Source organism: Segatella maculosa OT 289 (genome assembly GCF_000243015.1).
GTDB classification, from domain to species: domain Bacteria; phylum Bacteroidota; class Bacteroidia; order Bacteroidales; family Bacteroidaceae; genus Prevotella; species Prevotella maculosa.
Genome location: NZ_JH594500.1, coordinates 216,859 through 233,852, shown reverse-complemented (window position 1 = coordinate 233,852; position 16,994 = coordinate 216,859). Strand labels below are relative to the sequence as shown.

At 44.1% G+C, this 16,994-nt stretch carries 16 protein-coding genes; 1 reads left to right on the top strand and 15 read right to left on the bottom strand.

The window, feature by feature from the left end:
* Positions 1 to 91 precede the first annotated feature (91 nt).
* The 5 genes from gmd to HMPREF9944_RS00830 all read right to left on the bottom strand — a co-directional run bounded on the left by gmd (position 92) and on the right by HMPREF9944_RS00830 (position 6,058).
* Positions 92 to 1,186: a GDP-mannose 4,6-dehydratase gene (gene gmd / locus HMPREF9944_RS00850; protein ID WP_008563784.1), complete on the bottom strand. Its 1,095-nt coding sequence runs from the start codon at positions 1,184 to 1,186 to the stop codon at positions 92 to 94.
* Between the two features lie 7 nt (positions 1,187 to 1,193).
* Positions 1,194 to 2,261 carry a mannose-1-phosphate guanylyltransferase gene (locus HMPREF9944_RS00845; RefSeq protein ID WP_008563783.1) on the bottom strand — a complete coding sequence of 356 codons (1,068 nt, stop codon included), beginning with the start codon at positions 2,259 to 2,261 and terminating at the stop codon, positions 1,194 to 1,196.
* Between the two features lie 592 nt (positions 2,262 to 2,853).
* Positions 2,854 to 4,197, bottom strand: coding sequence for a tRNA lysidine(34) synthetase TilS (gene tilS, locus HMPREF9944_RS00840; protein ID WP_008563782.1), 1,344 nt, complete (start codon positions 4,195 to 4,197; stop codon positions 2,854 to 2,856).
* The gene (locus HMPREF9944_RS00835; RefSeq protein ID WP_008563781.1) at positions 4,187 to 5,374 is read right to left on the bottom strand and encodes a class I SAM-dependent rRNA methyltransferase; all 1,188 of its coding nucleotides are present in this window, start codon (positions 5,372 to 5,374) and stop codon (positions 4,187 to 4,189) included. The genes tilS and HMPREF9944_RS00835 overlap by 11 nt, the downstream gene beginning before the upstream one ends.
* A 33-nt stretch (positions 5,375 to 5,407) precedes the next feature.
* The gene (locus HMPREF9944_RS00830) at positions 5,408 to 6,058 is read right to left on the bottom strand and encodes a 3'-5' exonuclease (RefSeq protein WP_008563780.1); all 651 of its coding nucleotides are present in this window, start codon (positions 6,056 to 6,058) and stop codon (positions 5,408 to 5,410) included.
* Positions 6,059 to 6,168: 110 nt separating this feature from the next.
* Between HMPREF9944_RS00830 and HMPREF9944_RS00825 the strand changes: the two genes are divergently transcribed.
* Positions 6,169 to 8,655 carry an FtsK/SpoIIIE family DNA translocase gene (locus HMPREF9944_RS00825; protein ID WP_008563779.1) on the top strand — a complete coding sequence of 829 codons (2,487 nt, stop codon included), beginning with the start codon at positions 6,169 to 6,171 and terminating at the stop codon, positions 8,653 to 8,655.
* 265 nt (positions 8,656 to 8,920) lie between these two features.
* Here the strand turns inward: HMPREF9944_RS00825 and HMPREF9944_RS00820 are convergent, their stop codons facing one another.
* The 10 genes from HMPREF9944_RS00820 to HMPREF9944_RS00775 all read right to left on the bottom strand — a co-directional run bounded on the left by HMPREF9944_RS00820 (position 8,921) and on the right by HMPREF9944_RS00775 (position 16,895).
* Positions 8,921 to 9,187 carry a PqqD family protein gene (locus tag HMPREF9944_RS00820; protein ID WP_008563777.1) on the bottom strand — a complete coding sequence of 89 codons (267 nt, stop codon included), beginning with the start codon at positions 9,185 to 9,187 and terminating at the stop codon, positions 8,921 to 8,923.
* Positions 9,188 to 9,203: 16 nt separating this feature from the next.
* A complete protein-coding gene (locus tag HMPREF9944_RS00815) occupies positions 9,204 to 9,665 on the bottom strand; it encodes a S24/S26 family peptidase (protein WP_008563776.1) in 462 nt (153 codons plus the stop codon).
* Complete coding sequence (locus HMPREF9944_RS00810; RefSeq protein WP_008563774.1) at positions 9,662 to 10,549, bottom strand: hypothetical protein; 888 nt, start codon at positions 10,547 to 10,549, stop codon at positions 9,662 to 9,664. The genes HMPREF9944_RS00815 and HMPREF9944_RS00810 overlap by 4 nt, the downstream gene beginning before the upstream one ends.
* A 42-nt stretch (positions 10,550 to 10,591) precedes the next feature.
* The gene (locus tag HMPREF9944_RS00805) at positions 10,592 to 11,071 is read right to left on the bottom strand and encodes a hypothetical protein (RefSeq protein ID WP_008563773.1); all 480 of its coding nucleotides are present in this window, start codon (positions 11,069 to 11,071) and stop codon (positions 10,592 to 10,594) included.
* Positions 11,072 to 11,114: 43 nt separating this feature from the next.
* A complete protein-coding gene (locus HMPREF9944_RS00800; RefSeq protein ID WP_008563772.1) occupies positions 11,115 to 11,978 on the bottom strand; it encodes a sigma-70 family RNA polymerase sigma factor in 864 nt (287 codons plus the stop codon).
* A gap of 781 nt (positions 11,979 to 12,759) precedes the next feature.
* Positions 12,760 to 13,839 carry a chorismate synthase gene (gene aroC / locus HMPREF9944_RS00795; protein ID WP_008563770.1) on the bottom strand — a complete coding sequence of 360 codons (1,080 nt, stop codon included), beginning with the start codon at positions 13,837 to 13,839 and terminating at the stop codon, positions 12,760 to 12,762.
* Positions 13,840 to 13,857: 18 nt separating this feature from the next.
* Positions 13,858 to 14,424 carry an FKBP-type peptidyl-prolyl cis-trans isomerase gene (locus HMPREF9944_RS00790; RefSeq protein ID WP_044113114.1) on the bottom strand — a complete coding sequence of 189 codons (567 nt, stop codon included), beginning with the start codon at positions 14,422 to 14,424 and terminating at the stop codon, positions 13,858 to 13,860.
* A gap of 268 nt (positions 14,425 to 14,692) precedes the next feature.
* A complete protein-coding gene (locus HMPREF9944_RS00785) occupies positions 14,693 to 15,598 on the bottom strand; it encodes a dihydroorotate dehydrogenase (protein ID WP_008563766.1) in 906 nt (301 codons plus the stop codon).
* Entirely contained in the window at positions 15,586 to 16,362 is a 777-nt protein-coding gene (locus HMPREF9944_RS00780) for a dihydroorotate dehydrogenase electron transfer subunit (RefSeq protein ID WP_008563764.1), read from the bottom strand. Before HMPREF9944_RS00780 ends, HMPREF9944_RS00785 begins: the two co-directional genes overlap by 13 nt.
* Positions 16,363 to 16,421: 59 nt before the next feature.
* Positions 16,422 to 16,895 carry a helix-turn-helix domain-containing protein gene (locus tag HMPREF9944_RS00775; RefSeq protein WP_044113212.1) on the bottom strand — a complete coding sequence of 158 codons (474 nt, stop codon included), beginning with the start codon at positions 16,893 to 16,895 and terminating at the stop codon, positions 16,422 to 16,424.
* Between the last annotated feature and the right edge of the window lie 99 nt (positions 16,896 to 16,994).

Here is a 16,994-nt window from a genome sequence, read left to right as displayed (position 1 = left end):
ATATGCGAAAGAGGTCTACCGGACAGCAATATAAAAAGATTTCACGCATATTCCAAAGCGGATATGCGTGAAATATAAAACGGGAAAAAGGCTATTTAACGATGCCTTTTTCAAGGTATTCGGCCAAATTGGTACGTACCTTCTCGGCTGCGCCCTCCGAAGCCACTTTGGCCATGTCGCTATCGACCATGAGGTTGACGAGTTCCTCGAAGCTCGTTTTGTCGGGATTCCAGCCCAATTCGGCCTTGGCCTTGGTGGGGTCGCCCCATAGGTTGACGACGTCCGTCGGGCGATAGAAGTCGGGACTGACTTCAACGAGCACTTTTCCCGTGGCCTTGTCAATACCTTTCTCGTCGATGCCCTCGCCCTTGAACTCCAGTTCGATGCCCACACGCTTGAAAGCATAGTAACAGAACTCGCGCACACTGTGTTGTGCGCCCGTAGCGATGACGAAATCTTCAGGTTTGTCGTGCTGCAAGATGAGCCACATGCACTCCACGTAGTCCTTGGCATAGCCCCAGTCGCGCAGTGAACTCAGGTTGCCCAGCAAGAGTTTATCTTGTTTGCCCTGCTTGATGCGTGCGGCAGCCAGTGTAATCTTTCGCGTGACGAAGGTTTCACCACGGCGTTCGCTCTCGTGATTGAACAGAATGCCCGAGCAGCAGAACATGTTATAGGCATCACGGTATTCGCGCACGATCCAAAAACCATATTGCTTGGCCACTGCATATGGGCTGTAGGGGTGGAAAGGCGTGTTTTCGTTCTGCGGCACTTCCTCCACCTTGCCGTAGAGTTCTGACGTGCTGGCCTGATAGATGCGGCAGGAATTGGTGAGACCTAATTGGCGAACGGCTTCCAACACGCGTAGCACACCGACGGCATCCACGTCGGCCGTGAATTCGGGCGAGTCGAAACTCACCTGCACATGGCTCTGCGCCGCGAGGTTATAGATTTCTGTCGGTCGGATTTGACCGACGACGCCCAGAATGCTCATCGAGTCGCTCAAGTCAGCGTAGTGCAAATGAAAATGAGGATGGCTCTCCAAATGGGCAATGCGCTCGCGGTAGTCGACGGAGGAGCGGCGTATGGTGCCATGCACCTCGTAGCCTTTCTCCAAGAGAAACTCGGCCAAATATGAACCGTCCTGTCCGGTGATACCGGTGATAAGTGCTGTTTTTCTTTCCATTATTCTTTTATTTGTTTTCGGAGAACTGCTTGATACGCTGTTCTTCGGATAGTTTACAAATCAATAGCCGGCCATCGTTCTCGGCAACGATGTAGCCGTCGAGCCCTTGCACGACCACTTGCTTCTCCTGCATGGTGTGGACAATGCAGTTGTGGGAGTCAAACAATGTAATATTGTCGCCGATGAGACTGTTACCGTAGAGGTCTTTCCGGCTTTCGGCAAGCAGACTGCCCCATGTGCCGAGGTCGCTCCAACCGAAGTCAGCCGGACACACGAAGATTTCCTCGGCTTTCTCCATGATGGCATAGTCCACAGAAATGCTCTCGCATTCGGGGTAGCGTTCATCAATGAGCGACTGTTCTTCAGCCGTCCCGTAAATGCGTTCCATTCCCTCGAAGACTTTGGAGATGGCGGGCTGATAGACCCTAAACGCGTTGACGATGGTGCCAACGCTCCAGATGAAAATGCCTGCATTCCAGAAATAATTGTTCTGCCGGATATATTTCGTAGCCGTATCGGCATCGGGCTTCTCGCGGAACGAATCCACGCGGAAAATCTCCTTATTGCGAGGCGAAGCGGTGGAGAGGTCGGCCTGAATATAGCCGTAACCTGTTTCGGGGCGGGTGGGTTTCATGCCCAAGGTGACGATAGCATCAGTCTCGCCCGCGAACTTCAGGCACGAAGCGACAACACGCCTGAACTCTGCCGTGTCGGTAACGATATGGTCGCTTGGTGTGACGACGACGTTTGCCCTCGGGTCTTTCGACTTGATACGCCAGCTGACATAGGCAATGCAGGGTGCCGTGTTGCGACGGCACGGCTCCAGCAGTATGTTCTCCGCCGGAACATCGGGCAATTGTTCCCGACAGCTCTCGGCGTAGTCTTTGTTGGTCACGACCCATACGTTCTCGGGTAGGCAAATTCCTTTGAAACGGTCGTAGGTCAACTGCAGCAAGGAACGCCCCACCCCCAGCACGTCAATAAACTGCTTGGGGCGTGCTGCCGTGCTCATCGGCCAGAAGCGACTGCCGACACCGCCGGCCATGATAACTAAATGATTATTTTTATCAGCCATAACTCTGTAATTTTTAATCAGGCCCAAAGTTACATAATTTTCCATACATGGGCAAATGATAAGGAATGAAATTGCCCTCGGGCATAAAAATCGAGAACCTTGTTGATTCTCCTTTTGTAAACTGCTACCGTTGGCTATATGTTGGCAGAATTCTAAACATTCAAGACAGAAGCCCAATTTTTAATGGGTGATAGCAAGAGTTGACATCCATATTGGAAGCGGACGCGTTCTCCTCCTTTTTTGCATTGCTTAAGTCTTCCGCCGGGCTCTTTGGGGGCTTCACCCCCCAGCCGCAAGGCAAGCCCCGTGGTGTTTTGCATAGTGTCAAACACCACCAAGATTTTGCACTTCTATTTGGAAAGAGCCGGGGGAACCTTCCGCAGATACATTTCTTAATATTTTATCTTCGGCGGAACTTCCGCCAATACATATCTTAACATTTGACTCCCGGCGGAACTTCCGCCGATACTTTCCTTAAAATTTTACTCTTGGCGGAACTTTCGCTGATACGTCTTTTGAGTTTTGACTTCCGGCGGGGCTCCCGCTGATATGTATTTTACCCTTGGCTTTCGGCAGAGTTAAAAGCAGGCTTTTAAAGAATTTGCAAGCGTAGTATTTCTGTCGTTTCGGATGTTACGCTGACGCTGTCATCTATCCTTCTCCCCACGACCCAAATAATCTTATCGGCTGCATCGACGACAACCAGCTGACGTTGTTTCTCGTCTAATGAAAGTTTCAGGTCTGTCAGCAGGTCGTTGACGAGCTTACTCCCCTTCATTCCCAACGGGCGGAATCTATCGCCCTTGTGGACATGACGGACAAGCAGCGGGAAACGGACGCTGTCAGCAGCCAATGTAACGATGTTTTTACTACGACTCGGGGAAAAATCCGACGAAATGTCACACAAGGTGACATCAAACTTCATCACATCATCCCAGACATAGCGCCCCGGTTCGGGCAGACTCAGGGAACGGTTCGCGTCCTGCAAAAGAGGAACGACAATCAGTTGTCCTCTGCTCACAACCAGTTCGTGCGATTTCGATAACCATTTTCTCCCCGAAGGCGCATCGAGTGAGCATGCAATACTTTCTATCTGGGCCGATGAAAACGCATATTTTTTGAGAATGGAATACAACGTGTACTCCGGTGCCGTTTCTTTTTTCAGCTGCCGAATGTCTATGACACACTTGTCCGCCCCTTGATGAGAGGTTACTGCCGCAATACTTTCAGCCATAGCTTTATCGAATATCTGCGCCACAAGCCCCAATCGTTTGGCTGTCGAAGTAATGCTGTCTGACACGGAAGGATTAATTTCGCGGAGCAGCGGTAACACTTTCAGCCTGATCATATTCCGCTTGACATTGGCAATTTGGTTGCTGCAGTCTGTCACGAACGCTTGCCCGATACCGGATAAATATGCTTCTATGTCGGAACGGCCGATGGGTAACAACGGCCGAACGATGAAACCGTTTTTCGGTTTTATTCCCAATAGCCCGTGAATTCCGGTTCCACGTATCAGATTAAGCAAAAAAGTTTCGACGGAATCATCGTTATGGTGGGCCACAAGAATGGCATCTGCTCCCAAGTCTTTTCTCAATTGTTCAAAATAACGATAGCGCAGTTCGCGTGCGGCCATCTCAATGCTGACACGATGAAGCTTGGCATAGGCTTTTGTATCGAAATGGACACGATGGAATGGGACCTTTTGAGCGAGGCAAAGTTGCTCGCAAAACAATTCATCACGCTGAGATTCCTCTCCACGCAATTGAAAATTGCAGTGGACGGCAGCGAAACGATAGCCGAGTTCTATCATCACACGGAGCAGAGCCACGCTGTCACAGCCTCCGCTTAAAGCAAGCAGATAGAAACCATCGGTCTTCAACAAACGGTTCCTATCGATAAACGCTTTGACACCATATGCGAAACTACTCAACATAAAGCACCAAGCCTTTCAAGTATTCTCCCTCCGGATGGTAAATGTTGATGGGATGGTCTGCAGGTTGATGAAGTTGATGCAAAATCCTCACCTTACGCCCTGCCTGCGCCGCAGCTGTAAACACAGCATTACGGAAGTTTTCTTTTGAAACTATCTGCGAACAGCTGAACGTAAACAAGATACCGCCCTGCTTAATGCGCTGCAATCCTTTCACATTCAACCGAGTGTAACCTTTCAATGCATTATGAAGTGCTTTACGATGTTTGGCAAATGCCGGAGGATCGAGAACAATCAAATCATATTTGTTGGCGTTGTCTGTATTGTCCAAATACTTGAATGCATCTTCACAAAAGGCTTCGTGACGTTTGTCACCGGGGAAATTCAAATCAATGTTTCTATTTGTCAGTTCTATGGCTTTGGCACTACTATCAACGGAATGAACCATCTTGGCTTGCCCACGCATGGCATAAACGGAGAAGCCACCCGTATAACAGAACATATTCAGTACGCTTTTGTCCTTAGCATAGTGCTCCAACAGACTGCGATTTTCTCTTTGATCGATAAAGAATCCCGTTTTTTGTCCATGTAACCAGTCCACATGAAACTTCAACCCGTTCTCAATGGCAATATCATTGTCTGTCCCGCCATGAATAAAATCGTTTTCTTGTTCGAGTTCGGCCTTGAATGGAAGTGTGGTCTCACTTTTGTAATAAACGTGCTTCATGCGGTTACCCATAACTTCAACCAATGCACGGCACACTGCCTTGCGGGAAGCATGCATACCTACGCTGTGTGCCTGCATGACCATCGTTTCACCATAACAATCTATAATCAATCCGGGCAGAGCGTCGCCTTCGCCATGTACCAATCGATATGTATTGTTGTTCTCATTATCTGCAATGCCGATGCGTTGCCGCATTTTCAAAGCACTTTCCAAATGACTACACCAAAAAGAATGATTGATTTCCTCTTCTGAAAACGAAAGCACGCGTACGGCAATAGAGCCAATCTGATAGTGACCGACCGCAATAAAATCGTTCGTCGCAGTGAATACATTGACGATATCTCCCTCTTCTATGCCTTCTTCCATGTGATGAATGGCGCCTGAGAAAATCCATGGATGGAAGCGGTTCAACGATTCTTCTTTCCCTTTCTTGAGATAGACAGATTTATACATAAGTTCAAATATTTCGATGATTAACAAAACTTGTCAGACAGCATAGTCATTGTTGTTTTCAGTAACCTCCAGCGGAACGATCAACTCATAATCTTTTGTCTCATGCAGTCGCTTAACCTCTTCATAGAGTTTAATACAACTCCAAGCGTCCGTGGCAGCATATTGCTTCTGTTTGTCATTCAATATATCTGCTTCCCAATTTGTCAGCCGTTGTCGTTTACTTATCTTTTGATGAAAGAGATTGGCATAAAGCTTCTGAAGACTGAGATCTTTTATACCAATCTCACCTATCACATTCTGTAAATCGATAAAATATCCCGGTGTAAACTCTGTGCGGCGGTGTAAAGAAAGAATATCGTCATGCCATGACAAACCGATTTTTGGGACGGTCTGGTCTTCTAACAATCTTATAATTGAGGCAGGCATTCCTATATCGTTAAGCCGGAATAAGAAACAAGTGTCATGCGATGCAACTTGCAATAATGCAACCTTATGCTGTTCTCCCTTATGAAAGGTCGGCCGGGTTTCGGTATCTACGCCTAAGATATCACGCGATAAGAGATAATCAACGGCCTTATCGGCATCTGTCTCACTGACGATTGTAATGATCCTTCCCGGAAATTGAACGATAGGGAGATTGGTAATCTTTTTTTTATCAAACTTGCTGTATATTGTCTTCTTCATTATAAATGGCTTGTTCCAACGTGCAAAATTAGAAAAAAGTTACGAAAAGAACGCCTTTTCTCGGAATTTTACACTAATTTTGCAAGAAATACAATATCGACTCTATAAACATGGCAAGGAAAAAATCTGACCGCAAACCCAAGAGTATTGGTGAGGCAGTCGGCTTTCGCAATATTTTCAGTAATGAAAAAACAGATTTCCTTTTAGGACTTATACTCCTCTTAATTGCAATTTATGTAATCATAGCTATGGTCTCCTACTTCTCTACTGGGCAGGATGACCAAAGTATTCTTGAAAGTTTAAGGCATGGAGAATGGATAAACTCTAACCGTTCGATTACAAATTATTGCGGTTCCATCGGAGCCATTGTGGCTTACACCCTCATGTCGGTTAATTTTGGCCTGCCGGCTTTCATTATTCCAGCTTTTATTGTCTTAGTCGGACTGAAACTGATGAGCATCTATACCATCAACCTGTGGAAATGGTTCTTTGGTATGATGTTGACCATGATATGGTGTTCGATAACATTTGCCAAGTTCCTTACTCCTGTCATGGGAAATTTGTTCTTTAATCCCGGTGGCAATCACGGATTGTTCTGTGTTCAGCAGTTAGAGAACATTGTCGGTGCCCCGGGATTAATCGTAATTCTGCTTTTCACGGCACTTGCCTTCTTGACTTATCTGAGCGCAGAAACGATTTTTATTATTAGAAAAGCGATGAATCCGGTGAAATATCTGACTTCTAAAGTCAAGTTCACGGTTACGAATCACGAGATAGACACAGCTGACTCCGAACACAATGCAGCGGCTGATAATAACGAAGAAACTGAAGACAGCAATACGATAAATCAGGGGTTGCCCGAAGATTTTCCTGCTCCTGTGGTGGATCTTACCGACTTTGGAAATATTGACAAAGATACTTTACCTGCAAATGCAGCTCCCACGCTGAGCGTTACGAACAATTCAGAGCCTCAGACGGCAAACGACAATCGGCTGACAGTGGAGATTGCCAAGAATGAAGAGAAAGCCGGCAGTGCAGTTGTGAACTTGGAAGATATCCTTAGTACGCCTATAGACCCTCTGGAGCCTTTTACTAAGTACAAGAAACCAACGCTTGAGCTTCTGAAAAAGTATGACGAAGAAGACAAACCCAATGTCGACATGGAAGAAATCAAGGCCAACAATGCCCGTATTGTCGAAGTGCTTAACAGCTTCGGTGTGTCAATCAGAGAGATTAAAGCTACTGTCGGCCCTACCATTACACTGTATGAGATTACTCCAGCCGAGGGTGTACGCATCTCTAAAATACGAAACTTAGAGGACGATATTGCCTTGAGTCTTTCGGCACTTGGTATTCGTATCATCGCTCCTATACCGGGCAAGGGGACCATTGGTATTGAAGTACCGAACAAAAGGCCGCAGATTGTCTCCATGGAGAGTATTCTTAACTCCAAAAAGTTCAAAGAAACAAAGATGGAACTGCCCTTGGCATTGGGAAAAACCATCACCAACGAGGTCTTTATGGTTGACTTGGCCAAGATTCCCCATCTACTCGTTGCCGGTGCGACAGGACAAGGAAAGTCTGTTGGCCTGAATGCGATTATCACATCATTATTATATAAGAAGCATCCAAATGAACTGAAATTCGTTCTTGTAGACCCAAAGAAGGTCGAGTTCAGTGTCTATCACAAGATTTCGGGACATTTTATGGCCTGTCTGCCTGAAAATGAAGAAGAGCCCATTATCACCGATGTCACCAAAGTGGTCAGAACGTTGAACAGTCTCTGTGCGCTCATGGACCATCGCTATGATTTGTTGAAGATGGCTGGTGCAAAGAATCTCAAGGAATATAATGCTAAATTCGTCAATCATAAACTTGATCTCACGAAAGGCCACGACTACATGCCTTATATTGTTGTCATCATCGATGAGTTCGGCGATCTTATCATGACAGCTGGCAAGGAAATAGAACTTCCGATTGCACGTATTGCACAGTTGGCACGCGCTGTCGGTATCCATATGGTGATTGCAACACAACGTCCGACAACAAAGATTATTACAGGAAATATTAAAGCTAACTTCCCCGGAAGAATGGCATTCCGTGTGAGTTCCCAGATAGATTCGCGCACAATTCTTGACCGTTCCGGCGCAAACCAGCTTGTAGGTCGGGGCGACCTCCTCTTCTTGAATGGCAATGAGCCTGTCCGCGTGCAATGTGCCTTTGTCGATACACCCGAAATCGAGCATATAAACGATTACATCAGTGAAGAGCCCGGCCCCATAGAGCCCATGGAACTTCCCGAACCAATCGAGGATAATAGCGGTGGTAGTATAGGTGACGGGGCAACTGACATTTCTTCACTCGACCCTTACTTCGAGGAAGCAGCCCATGCAATTGTTCTTTCTCAGCAAGGTTCAACCAGTATGATTCAACGTCGCTTCTCCATTGGGTACAATCGTGCAGGGCGATTGATGGATCAGCTTGAACATATGGGTATTGTCGGTACTGCGCAAGGAAGTAAACCGCGTGAGGTGCTGATACAAGATGAAAACCAATTGAATGCCCTTATCATGCAGTTACGTAACCGACAAGCTTGAAAGAAAATTCATCATCAACAATGCATATAGTTGATTGACTTTCAAAGACTTTTCCATCTTAGTCATATTACGACTTGATTTCAGCCATTTTACCTCACAATCTCAGCCATTTTATCGCCTGATATGACTGAGATTGCGAGGTAAAACGGCTGAAATCATTTCTGAGTGAAATAAACATTGCCAAGAACTCATGCGAAACATTCTGCATTTCCATGCACATGCCATTTTTATTGCTGTGCGGAAAATGTTTACCGGACAGCAATACTTATTCTATAATGCCTGCCGATTTCCAGTTATCGACGAGACGGGTAACATCTTCAAGCGCTTTTTGCGCATCAACCTGATACGTCTCGGTCAGCAAATCGACAAGGTCGTCGTGTGTGAATTCTTTTCCTTGAATATTGTTCCATAAGAAAGCAGACGTTTCGTTCATACTGATGATATTGCTGAAATCAATATTCGTCTCGCCCTCCGCAACAATAATGTTCTCACCACAAACGTTGCGAAGTATAAATCCTTGTTTTGTTTTCATACGTGTTTATTTATTATTAAATCAATCCGAAACACTTTATCCACACGCGTCGGTAAAAGGCCAACAGATAGCGGCGGACGGGAAAGAGAAAGAGCCAAAGGCGTGAATATAGGCGCCATTTTAGACCATCGGTCCGGTCTAGATAGTTATGTTTCTTCCTGTAAAAGCCGATGACAGCGGCCTTGACATCTTTCTGCAGACAATGCTCGCATGCCAGATTGCCGTCACCACGGAGGACGACATGCTCGCCATCGATTGCAATGATGCGATGCAAGACGTAGAACTTCGGGCGCACCTCTGCCAAAACGGGGTCTCCCACCTTCAACCGGTCCGGCTTTGTCAACAGTGCCTTGTCGCGATTGTCTTCCAAGAACGGACGCATGCTGAACCCACGAAGCGGGAGCGTCACGGTGTGCCCTTGTTCGATTAACGAGATAACCTCGGGTATCAGCTGTTCATTTGGAAAAACCTTCTTCACTCTGCGGTTATGGTTTGGTGACACAAATCAGCAGCATGCCGGTCAGCCCTGCAGTGCAAGGTGTATATAGGGGTTTGGGCCATGATGTCGCTTACAATGCTGCAAATATGATTGAAGATATCGGCATCCCACTTCATCGACGAACACGATGGGAGGAGTGTAGCGAAAGCATTTACCACAGAAAGACGCTCAATGGAGTTCTCCCGGGCGCGTGCTATCTGTGTAATAGCCCCTAAACGTGCCTTTACTTTGCGGTAGCAAGGTGTTTTGCCACTCCACGGACTCCCATAGATATATGGCGTGCCATTGATGAGCCGGATAATTGGATTGTCGTCATTCATCAAATCGCAATCAGGGATAAAGCGCAGCCAAAGGCTGACGTGCGTGCTCTTGCCCGTGCCGCTCTTTGCAATGAAAGCATAACCATAATCGTTATTCCTGACCAAAGATGCATGTATCAGCACCGTGTCGCGCTTGCTACCCGCAAAGGCCATCGTCAGCATGAGTGCATTGTTAAGACCGAAACTTTGCATATTCAAACTTCCATTGAGTGTACACGAACACGTCCTGAAGTCTTTATCGCATATCAATAAAGCACACGCGTCCCTGTTGATGTTCTTGACGACGTATTGATAACCGCCATCCGAAAGCTTATCTACGACAGTATCTCCGTTTCCGGTGTCAAAAGTCCTGATGGGATGCCGCCGACTTTTATCAACGGCCTTTAAGTGATTGTCTATCGTAAAACTGAACAATAATTCTTCGTCGCTGACGGCATCACATAAAAACGGCTGAAACGAAGGCAATAGGCTTAAGAGCGGAATATTGCCGTCCAACTGACTGATTTTTATATAATGCTCGGCAATCTCGAAATAGTAATCCATATGTTTTACGATAACAGTATCTAAAACCAAGATTGTGCCCGATTACTTTCCTGTCTTCTTAGTTTTCACGGCTGATTGCTTTGTTGCAGAGACGGTATTCCCCTCAGGAACGATGGCCTCATAACGGAACTGTTCTGTTGTGAGATACTTTACAGTAAGAGGAGCTGTCTTCTTTCTTCTTGTTCTTTTCTGAGCAATAACCGCATACTTATTTCTCAGTTTCTGATATTTCTTTTCTATGACATCGCGTGCCGTTGCCCATAATGTCACACAAGTTGCATGCTCAAAGCCTTGCGAAGTCAAGTAATCACGCAATTGATATGAATAATTATCGCGACCAAACAGGAAATGATTCTTATCTATCACAGCAGAATCCACCTCTTGTATATCGGTGAAAAAAACGGTTGAATCATTAAATGAAGCTGCGAAACCACAAAGGAACACCTTGTTTTTGTTTCCGGCAAATACCGTGGTACAAACGGAAAACACAACCACTATCAAAAAAAATCTTTCCAATCTCATTACCTTCTGTTATTTATTTACTACAAACGTATATAAAGTTATTTTATTGTCCAAGATACGTTTTCAGATTCTTACTCTTCGCATGATGCCGCAACCTACGAATGGCTTTCTCTTTTATCTGCCGCACACGTTCACGAGTCAGACCGAACTTATCTCCTATCTCCTCTAATGTCAGTTCCGATTGATTAATACCGAAAAAGGCCTCAATAATGTTACGTTCGCGTTCGCTTAATGTCTGGAGTGCATTCGAAATTTCATCTTGAAGAGACTCTCTAACCAAGACATTATCTGCCATAAGCGCATCACTATTAGGCATGATATCCAAAAAAGTACAATCATCACCATCTGTAAAGGGAGCATCGACAGAGATTTGCCGTCCATTCATTTTAATGGCATCTGCAATCTTTTCTTCCGGAATATCCACCTTCTTCGCTATTTCCTCTATACTGGGATACCACTCATTTTCTTGCTCGAACTTATTGAGTGCACGCTTTATTTTGTTTACGGACCCAACCTGATTTAATGGCAATCTTACAATTCTACTCTGTTCTGCTATTGCCTGAAGTATACTCTGCCGAATCCACCAAACTGCATAGGATATAAACTTGAAGCCACGTGTTTCATCAAATTTTTCAGCAGCTTTGATAAGACCGAGATTACCCTCGTTTATTAAATCAGCCAAACTTAATCCTTGATTCTGATACTGCTTTGCGACTGAAACCACAAATCTCAAATTAGCTCTCGTCAATTTCTCTAATGCCTGACGGTCTCCTCTCCGAATTCGTTGTGCAAGTTCAACTTCTTCCTCAACAGAAATCAGTTCTTCATGCCCTATTTCCTGCAAGTATTTATCGAGCGATGCCGTTTCTCGATTAGTAATTGATTTTGTGATTTTCAGTTGTCTCATTAAGTGCTAATCTCTATTACGGTAGGCAAATATACAACTTTTATATGTAACGTGCAATTCTTTTTATCTTTTTTACAAAACTGGAGTCTGCTGATTTCTGTAAGTAAAGTCTCCCACATCACGTGCAATATCACGAATAGTACCTGTAAAACTCCGGCTTCGATATTACGAAGTTCAATGTTTCCCTTGGTCTTCTCACCATACTTGCGCTTTTCATGATGAGGAAGTTCGTGCTGCGCTCTGCCCTATGTGCGTTCGATATAAGCCCCATGGAGAAAAACTGCGTCTCTGAAGCATCGGATTAGCGGAAAACAAAAAAGGGACACTCGTCCGACGGCTCAGATGGAAGCTAAATGGAAAAAGAACAGTTATCCGAGGCCTCAGATGTGAAATTAATTAACAGGAAATACTATCCGAGGCCTTAGATGTGAAATTAATTAACAGAAAACACTATCCGAGGCCTCAGATGCAAAACTAATTAACAGGAAATACTATCCGAGGCCTCGGATGTGAAATTAATTAACGGGAAATGCTATCCGAGGCCTCGGATGGAAGAAAAAGAAAGATTAAACTGTTTTCCGAGGGCTCGGATGATAAAAAAGTAAAAAGGAACTGTCATCCGAGGGCTCGAATGATAAAAGGAGCTGTCGTCCGATGCCGTAGAAGCTATCGGGTGGGTTCTTTTACCCCGAGCTGCACTCTCCATCGTGAGAGTGACTTCTGCAAGTTCCCCGGGAATATATCGAACTCACGTTACATCATAAAAGCCTATATGCCGATTTCATACTTTTATTGTCAAGTTGAGAAGGTAGTTATCCAGTACCACCATTGCAGCCATTGCCTCGACAATAGGGACAGCTCTCGGGAGCACACAGGGGTCGTGGCGTCCATGTGCATGAAAAGAAGTAGCATCTCCATGCTCATCTACCGTTTCTTGTGGCATTAAAAGCGTAGCAACAGGCTTAAATGCAACTCTGAAGAATATATCCTGCCCATTACTGATGCCGCCTTGAACACCTCCACTATGATTTGTGACTGTGGAGATATTCCCTTTTTGAGAATAAAAGACATCATTTTGTTCACTTCCACGTTTCCCCACTCCGGCAAATCCCATACCGTATTCAAAACCTTTCGCGGCGTTAATACTGAGCATTGCTGCTCCCAACTGTGCATGAAGTTTCCCGAACTCGGGTTCACCAAGTCCCACCGGGCAGCCTTTTATGACACAACTCACGACACCACCAATCGTGTCTCCTTCGTTTTTCACCTGTTCAATGAGTTCTGCCATTTCTGTAGCTTTCCGTTGGTCCGGACAACGAACAATGTTATCCTCTATAGTATTCAAATCATATTTATAATAATCATTCTCTAAAATGATACTTCCCACTTGCGAGGTATAAGCTTTAATGTCAATATGTAGCTTCCTCAACACCAATTTAGCCAAAGCACCACCTACGCAACGTGCTATTGTCACACGAGCGGAAGAGCGTCCTCCTCCCCGATAATCACGCTCACCATATTTCTTGTAGTAAGTAAAATCTGCATGAGAAGGACGAAATAGCGCACGCATATTGTCGTAATCCTTAGAATGTTGATCGGTATTATAGACGGCAAAACCAATCGGGGCCCCCGTAGATTTACCTTCAAACACACCACTGAAGAATTCAACTTTGTCCGGTTCCGATCGACTCGTAGTTATTTTGCTTTGCCCCGGGCGACGGCGTTTCAGCTCATTTTGAATAAAATCAAAATCGATCTCAATACCAGCTGGCATTCCGTCAATGACGCCCCCTATAGCAACTCCATGACTTTCGCCAAAGGTCGTAAGTACAAATATATTACCAAAACTATTTCGCACCATATCTCATACTATTTTACATCAATGGCAACCACAACCACCTTCGCAGTTTCCACCACCACATCTTCCGCTACAACCACCGCAGCCGCTTTCTCCATTCAGCATGTTCACAAAATCGGTTATTTCTTCACTGTCAGCTTCGTGGCTCTCTATGACCTTTCCGACAAAATTAAGTTTCTTGCCGGCGAAAGGATGGTTCAAATCAACCTTCACCTTATCCGCCGTGACAGTGAGTATGCGACCATTAAAGCGATTTCCATCTTCATTCTGAAGTGGTACGATTGCCCCGACAACAATGTGCGCTTCATCGAACTTGCCATCAACCTTAAAGACAGATTTGTCAAGCTCAATCACACGTTCTTGATAATACGCACCATAAGCCTGTTCTGCCGTTAGCGAGAAATCGAAACATTCTCCTTTGCCCAGATTAACCAACGCATCTTCAAAAGCAGGAAGTGTAACACCGAATCCACTCAAGAAAACAAAAGGACGATCGGCCGAAGTTTCTTCTACCAATTCTTTTTTGCCCTCTGTCACATCATACAATTTATATGAAGCAACAATGTATTTATTAAGAGACTTCTCCATAATGGATAAATAAAACAAATAGATTAAACGCTTTGCAAAGATAGTACTTTTTGCCGAAAACATAAACAATAAAACAATGTGAGTTCGATAGACGAAGAGATTTTTAAAGCTCTTTTTCCTATTTTCTATGTCGTCGCACACGCGCGAAACACAAAATTTGCTATTTTTTACTTGTCACTCGCGAACGAAACGCAGAATTTATTGTTTTTTGCTTTCTCGCTCTAAGGCCGATATCCAACTCACGTTAAAACAAAAGGTATGATTGAAATCAAACGACTCCGATAATCTCTTGGATACTTCTACAGCCATGTGCATCAAGCCAACTGCTTATTCCATCTTTCACCTTTTTTGTTATCGTAGGATCAATAAAATTGGCTGTTCCTATCTCAATTGCGGTCGCACCACACATCATAAACTCAATGGCATCCTCCGTACTGCTAATACCACCAAGCCCTACAACAGGAATTTTGACAGCATGAGCAACATCATAAACCATACGCAGGGCAACGGGCTTGATAGCCGGACCACTCAAGCCTCCGGTGCGGATACTCAATAGAGGTTCGCGCTTTTCTATATCAATGGCCATCCCCATCAATGTATTAATAAGCGAAACGGCATCTGCTCCCTCCTCTTCACATGCACGGGCTATAGATACAATATCCGTCACATTTGGAGAGAGTTTGACAATTAAAGTTTTCTGATAAACAGCCCTAACCGCTTTGACAATACCCGCCGCACCGGCACATGATACACCAAATGCCATACCGCCTTCTTTGACATTAGGGCAACTGATATTCAATTCTATCGCAGGAACCGCGTCCAATTCATTGATTCGCCGGGCACATTCGGCATAGGTCTCCGCACTGTCTCCACTTACATTGACTATTATATTCGTATCAATATCCCTGATTTGTGGATAGATATGCTTGCAAAAATAGTCAACACCCTTATTTTGAAGCCCAACGCAATTCAGCATTCCACTTGCAGTCTCCACCATACGTGGACTGTCATTGCCCTCACGCGAATGTAAAGTAGTACCTTTTACTATTATGCCGCCAATCTCATGTAATGGCACTAAATCCGCAAACTCCAACCCGTAACCGAAAGTACCAGAAGCTGTCATTACGGGATTCTTAAATTGAAGATTGCTTATTTTTACATTTAAATCTGCCATAATAATTTCTTAATATTTAACACCGGTCCTTCTTTACATATACATATATTTCCATCAACAGTCTTCTCTACACAACACAGACATGCCCCTAAACCGCAAGCCATTTTATTCTCTAGCGAGACTTCACATTGTATATCATTCGCATATGCATATTGTGCAACACTCATCATCATTGGCTTAGGACCACAAGTAGAAATACTTGAAAACTTTTCTTTTTGGAGAATCGAATGATTAGTTACGAAGCCTTTTTCTCCCATACTTCCATCTTCTGTTGTAATAAAAACACGTCCAAGTTGTTGGAATAAGTCCAACTCTAACAATTCATTCTTTGTCCTAGCACCCAAAATGAATGTGGGTTTTCCTTTATTAGCCTTAATCTCATGTCCCAAATAAAGAAGTGGAGCAATACCCACACCACCGCCAATTAATAATATTTTTTCACTTGAATCGTTGGGAAGTGTAAACCCATTACCTAGGGGATACAAACAATTCAAAGTATCTCCAACCTTAAGTTTACCCAATTGTTGAGTACCATCACCTATCATAGCTATCAATAACCACAGCTCATTTTGCTGATAGTCTACTAAGTTTATTGAAATTGGACGCCGAAGAAAAGTAGAGGGTGAATTGTCAACCCGAACTTCAACAAACTGGCCGGGAATTGTTGGTGGTAGTGATTCTTCTGCTGTAAGTTTCAATAGCACATGCTTAGAACTAAGAATCTCTACAGATTTGACAGTCAAATCTTGAACGAATTTCTTCATATTTGCTTTTGCAATTTGGTTGATGCAAATATAAGAAAAAAAAACATTCTAACCAATAGCTAACTTTTCTGTGGGACAAAAGTTTCCCAAGTTCTATCATCATAAAAGATTCTTATCTCAGAAATCTTGCGTTGCGGCTTGTCAATTATTTTAACCGTTTTTTCTTTATTATCAATAAGCGTATTACCTATATTCTGAATTCTTTCTTGGTCTTGATCAAAAAGTGAGGGAGTAGGAGATTTTGTTTGCTCACCAAAATGATTCAAGCCCTCTTTAGCAGCAAATGTTCCTTCTACAACCTCCAAATTAGACTTCGCCTTATCGTTATTATACATTGGACCTACACCAAACATCAACCATTCAAGTGATAAAGATGGAATTTTTGAACGAATAGCCTCAACAACGGTCAATGTTGGTTTAGTTCTTCCATTAAAAATACTACTCAATGATGCAGGAGATATTTGTATGAATTGTGCAAAGGTTTGCTGAGTCATATGCTGACTTTCCATGATTGTTTTTATTCTATCCTTCATAAACATTTATATTTAATTAGAGTATAATACCCGATTTTTATTGATTTTACAAAAGTAAAATAAAAAAACAACATATACAACATTCGTATATTAAATTTA

Bases quoted from the DNA above. Each gene is read 5' to 3' on its own strand.
- gmd (WP_008563784.1), bottom strand. From the start codon at position 1,186: ATGGAAAGAAAAACAGCACTTATCACCGGTATCACCGGACAGGACGGT.
- HMPREF9944_RS00845 (WP_008563783.1), bottom strand. From the start codon at position 2,261: ATGGCTGATAAAAATAATCATTTAGTTATCATGGCCGGCGGTGTCGGC.
- tilS (WP_008563782.1), bottom strand. From the start codon at position 4,197: ATGTTGAGTAGTTTCGCATATGGTGTCAAAGCGTTTATCGATAGGAAC.
- HMPREF9944_RS00835 (WP_008563781.1), bottom strand. From the start codon at position 5,374: ATGTATAAATCTGTCTATCTCAAGAAAGGGAAAGAAGAATCGTTGAAC.
- HMPREF9944_RS00830 (WP_008563780.1), bottom strand. From the start codon at position 6,058: ATGAAGAAGACAATATACAGCAAGTTTGATAAAAAAAAGATTACCAAT.
- HMPREF9944_RS00825 (WP_008563779.1), top strand. From the start codon at position 6,169: ATGGCAAGGAAAAAATCTGACCGCAAACCCAAGAGTATTGGTGAGGCA.
- HMPREF9944_RS00820 (WP_008563777.1), bottom strand. From the start codon at position 9,187: ATGAAAACAAAACAAGGATTTATACTTCGCAACGTTTGTGGTGAGAAC.
- HMPREF9944_RS00810 (WP_008563774.1), bottom strand. From the start codon at position 10,549: ATGGATTACTATTTCGAGATTGCCGAGCATTATATAAAAATCAGTCAG.
- HMPREF9944_RS00805 (WP_008563773.1), bottom strand. From the start codon at position 11,071: ATGAGATTGGAAAGATTTTTTTTGATAGTGGTTGTGTTTTCCGTTTGT.
- HMPREF9944_RS00800 (WP_008563772.1), bottom strand. From the start codon at position 11,978: ATGAGACAACTGAAAATCACAAAATCAATTACTAATCGAGAAACGGCA.
- aroC (WP_008563770.1), bottom strand. From the start codon at position 13,839: ATGGTGCGAAATAGTTTTGGTAATATATTTGTACTTACGACCTTTGGC.
- HMPREF9944_RS00790 (WP_044113114.1), bottom strand. From the start codon at position 14,424: ATGGAGAAGTCTCTTAATAAATACATTGTTGCTTCATATAAATTGTAT.
- HMPREF9944_RS00785 (WP_008563766.1), bottom strand. From the start codon at position 15,598: ATGGCAGATTTAAATGTAAAAATAAGCAATCTTCAATTTAAGAATCCC.
- HMPREF9944_RS00780 (WP_008563764.1), bottom strand. From the start codon at position 16,362: ATGAAGAAATTCGTTCAAGATTTGACTGTCAAATCTGTAGAGATTCTT.
- HMPREF9944_RS00775 (WP_044113212.1), bottom strand. From the start codon at position 16,895: ATGAAGGATAGAATAAAAACAATCATGGAAAGTCAGCATATGACTCAG.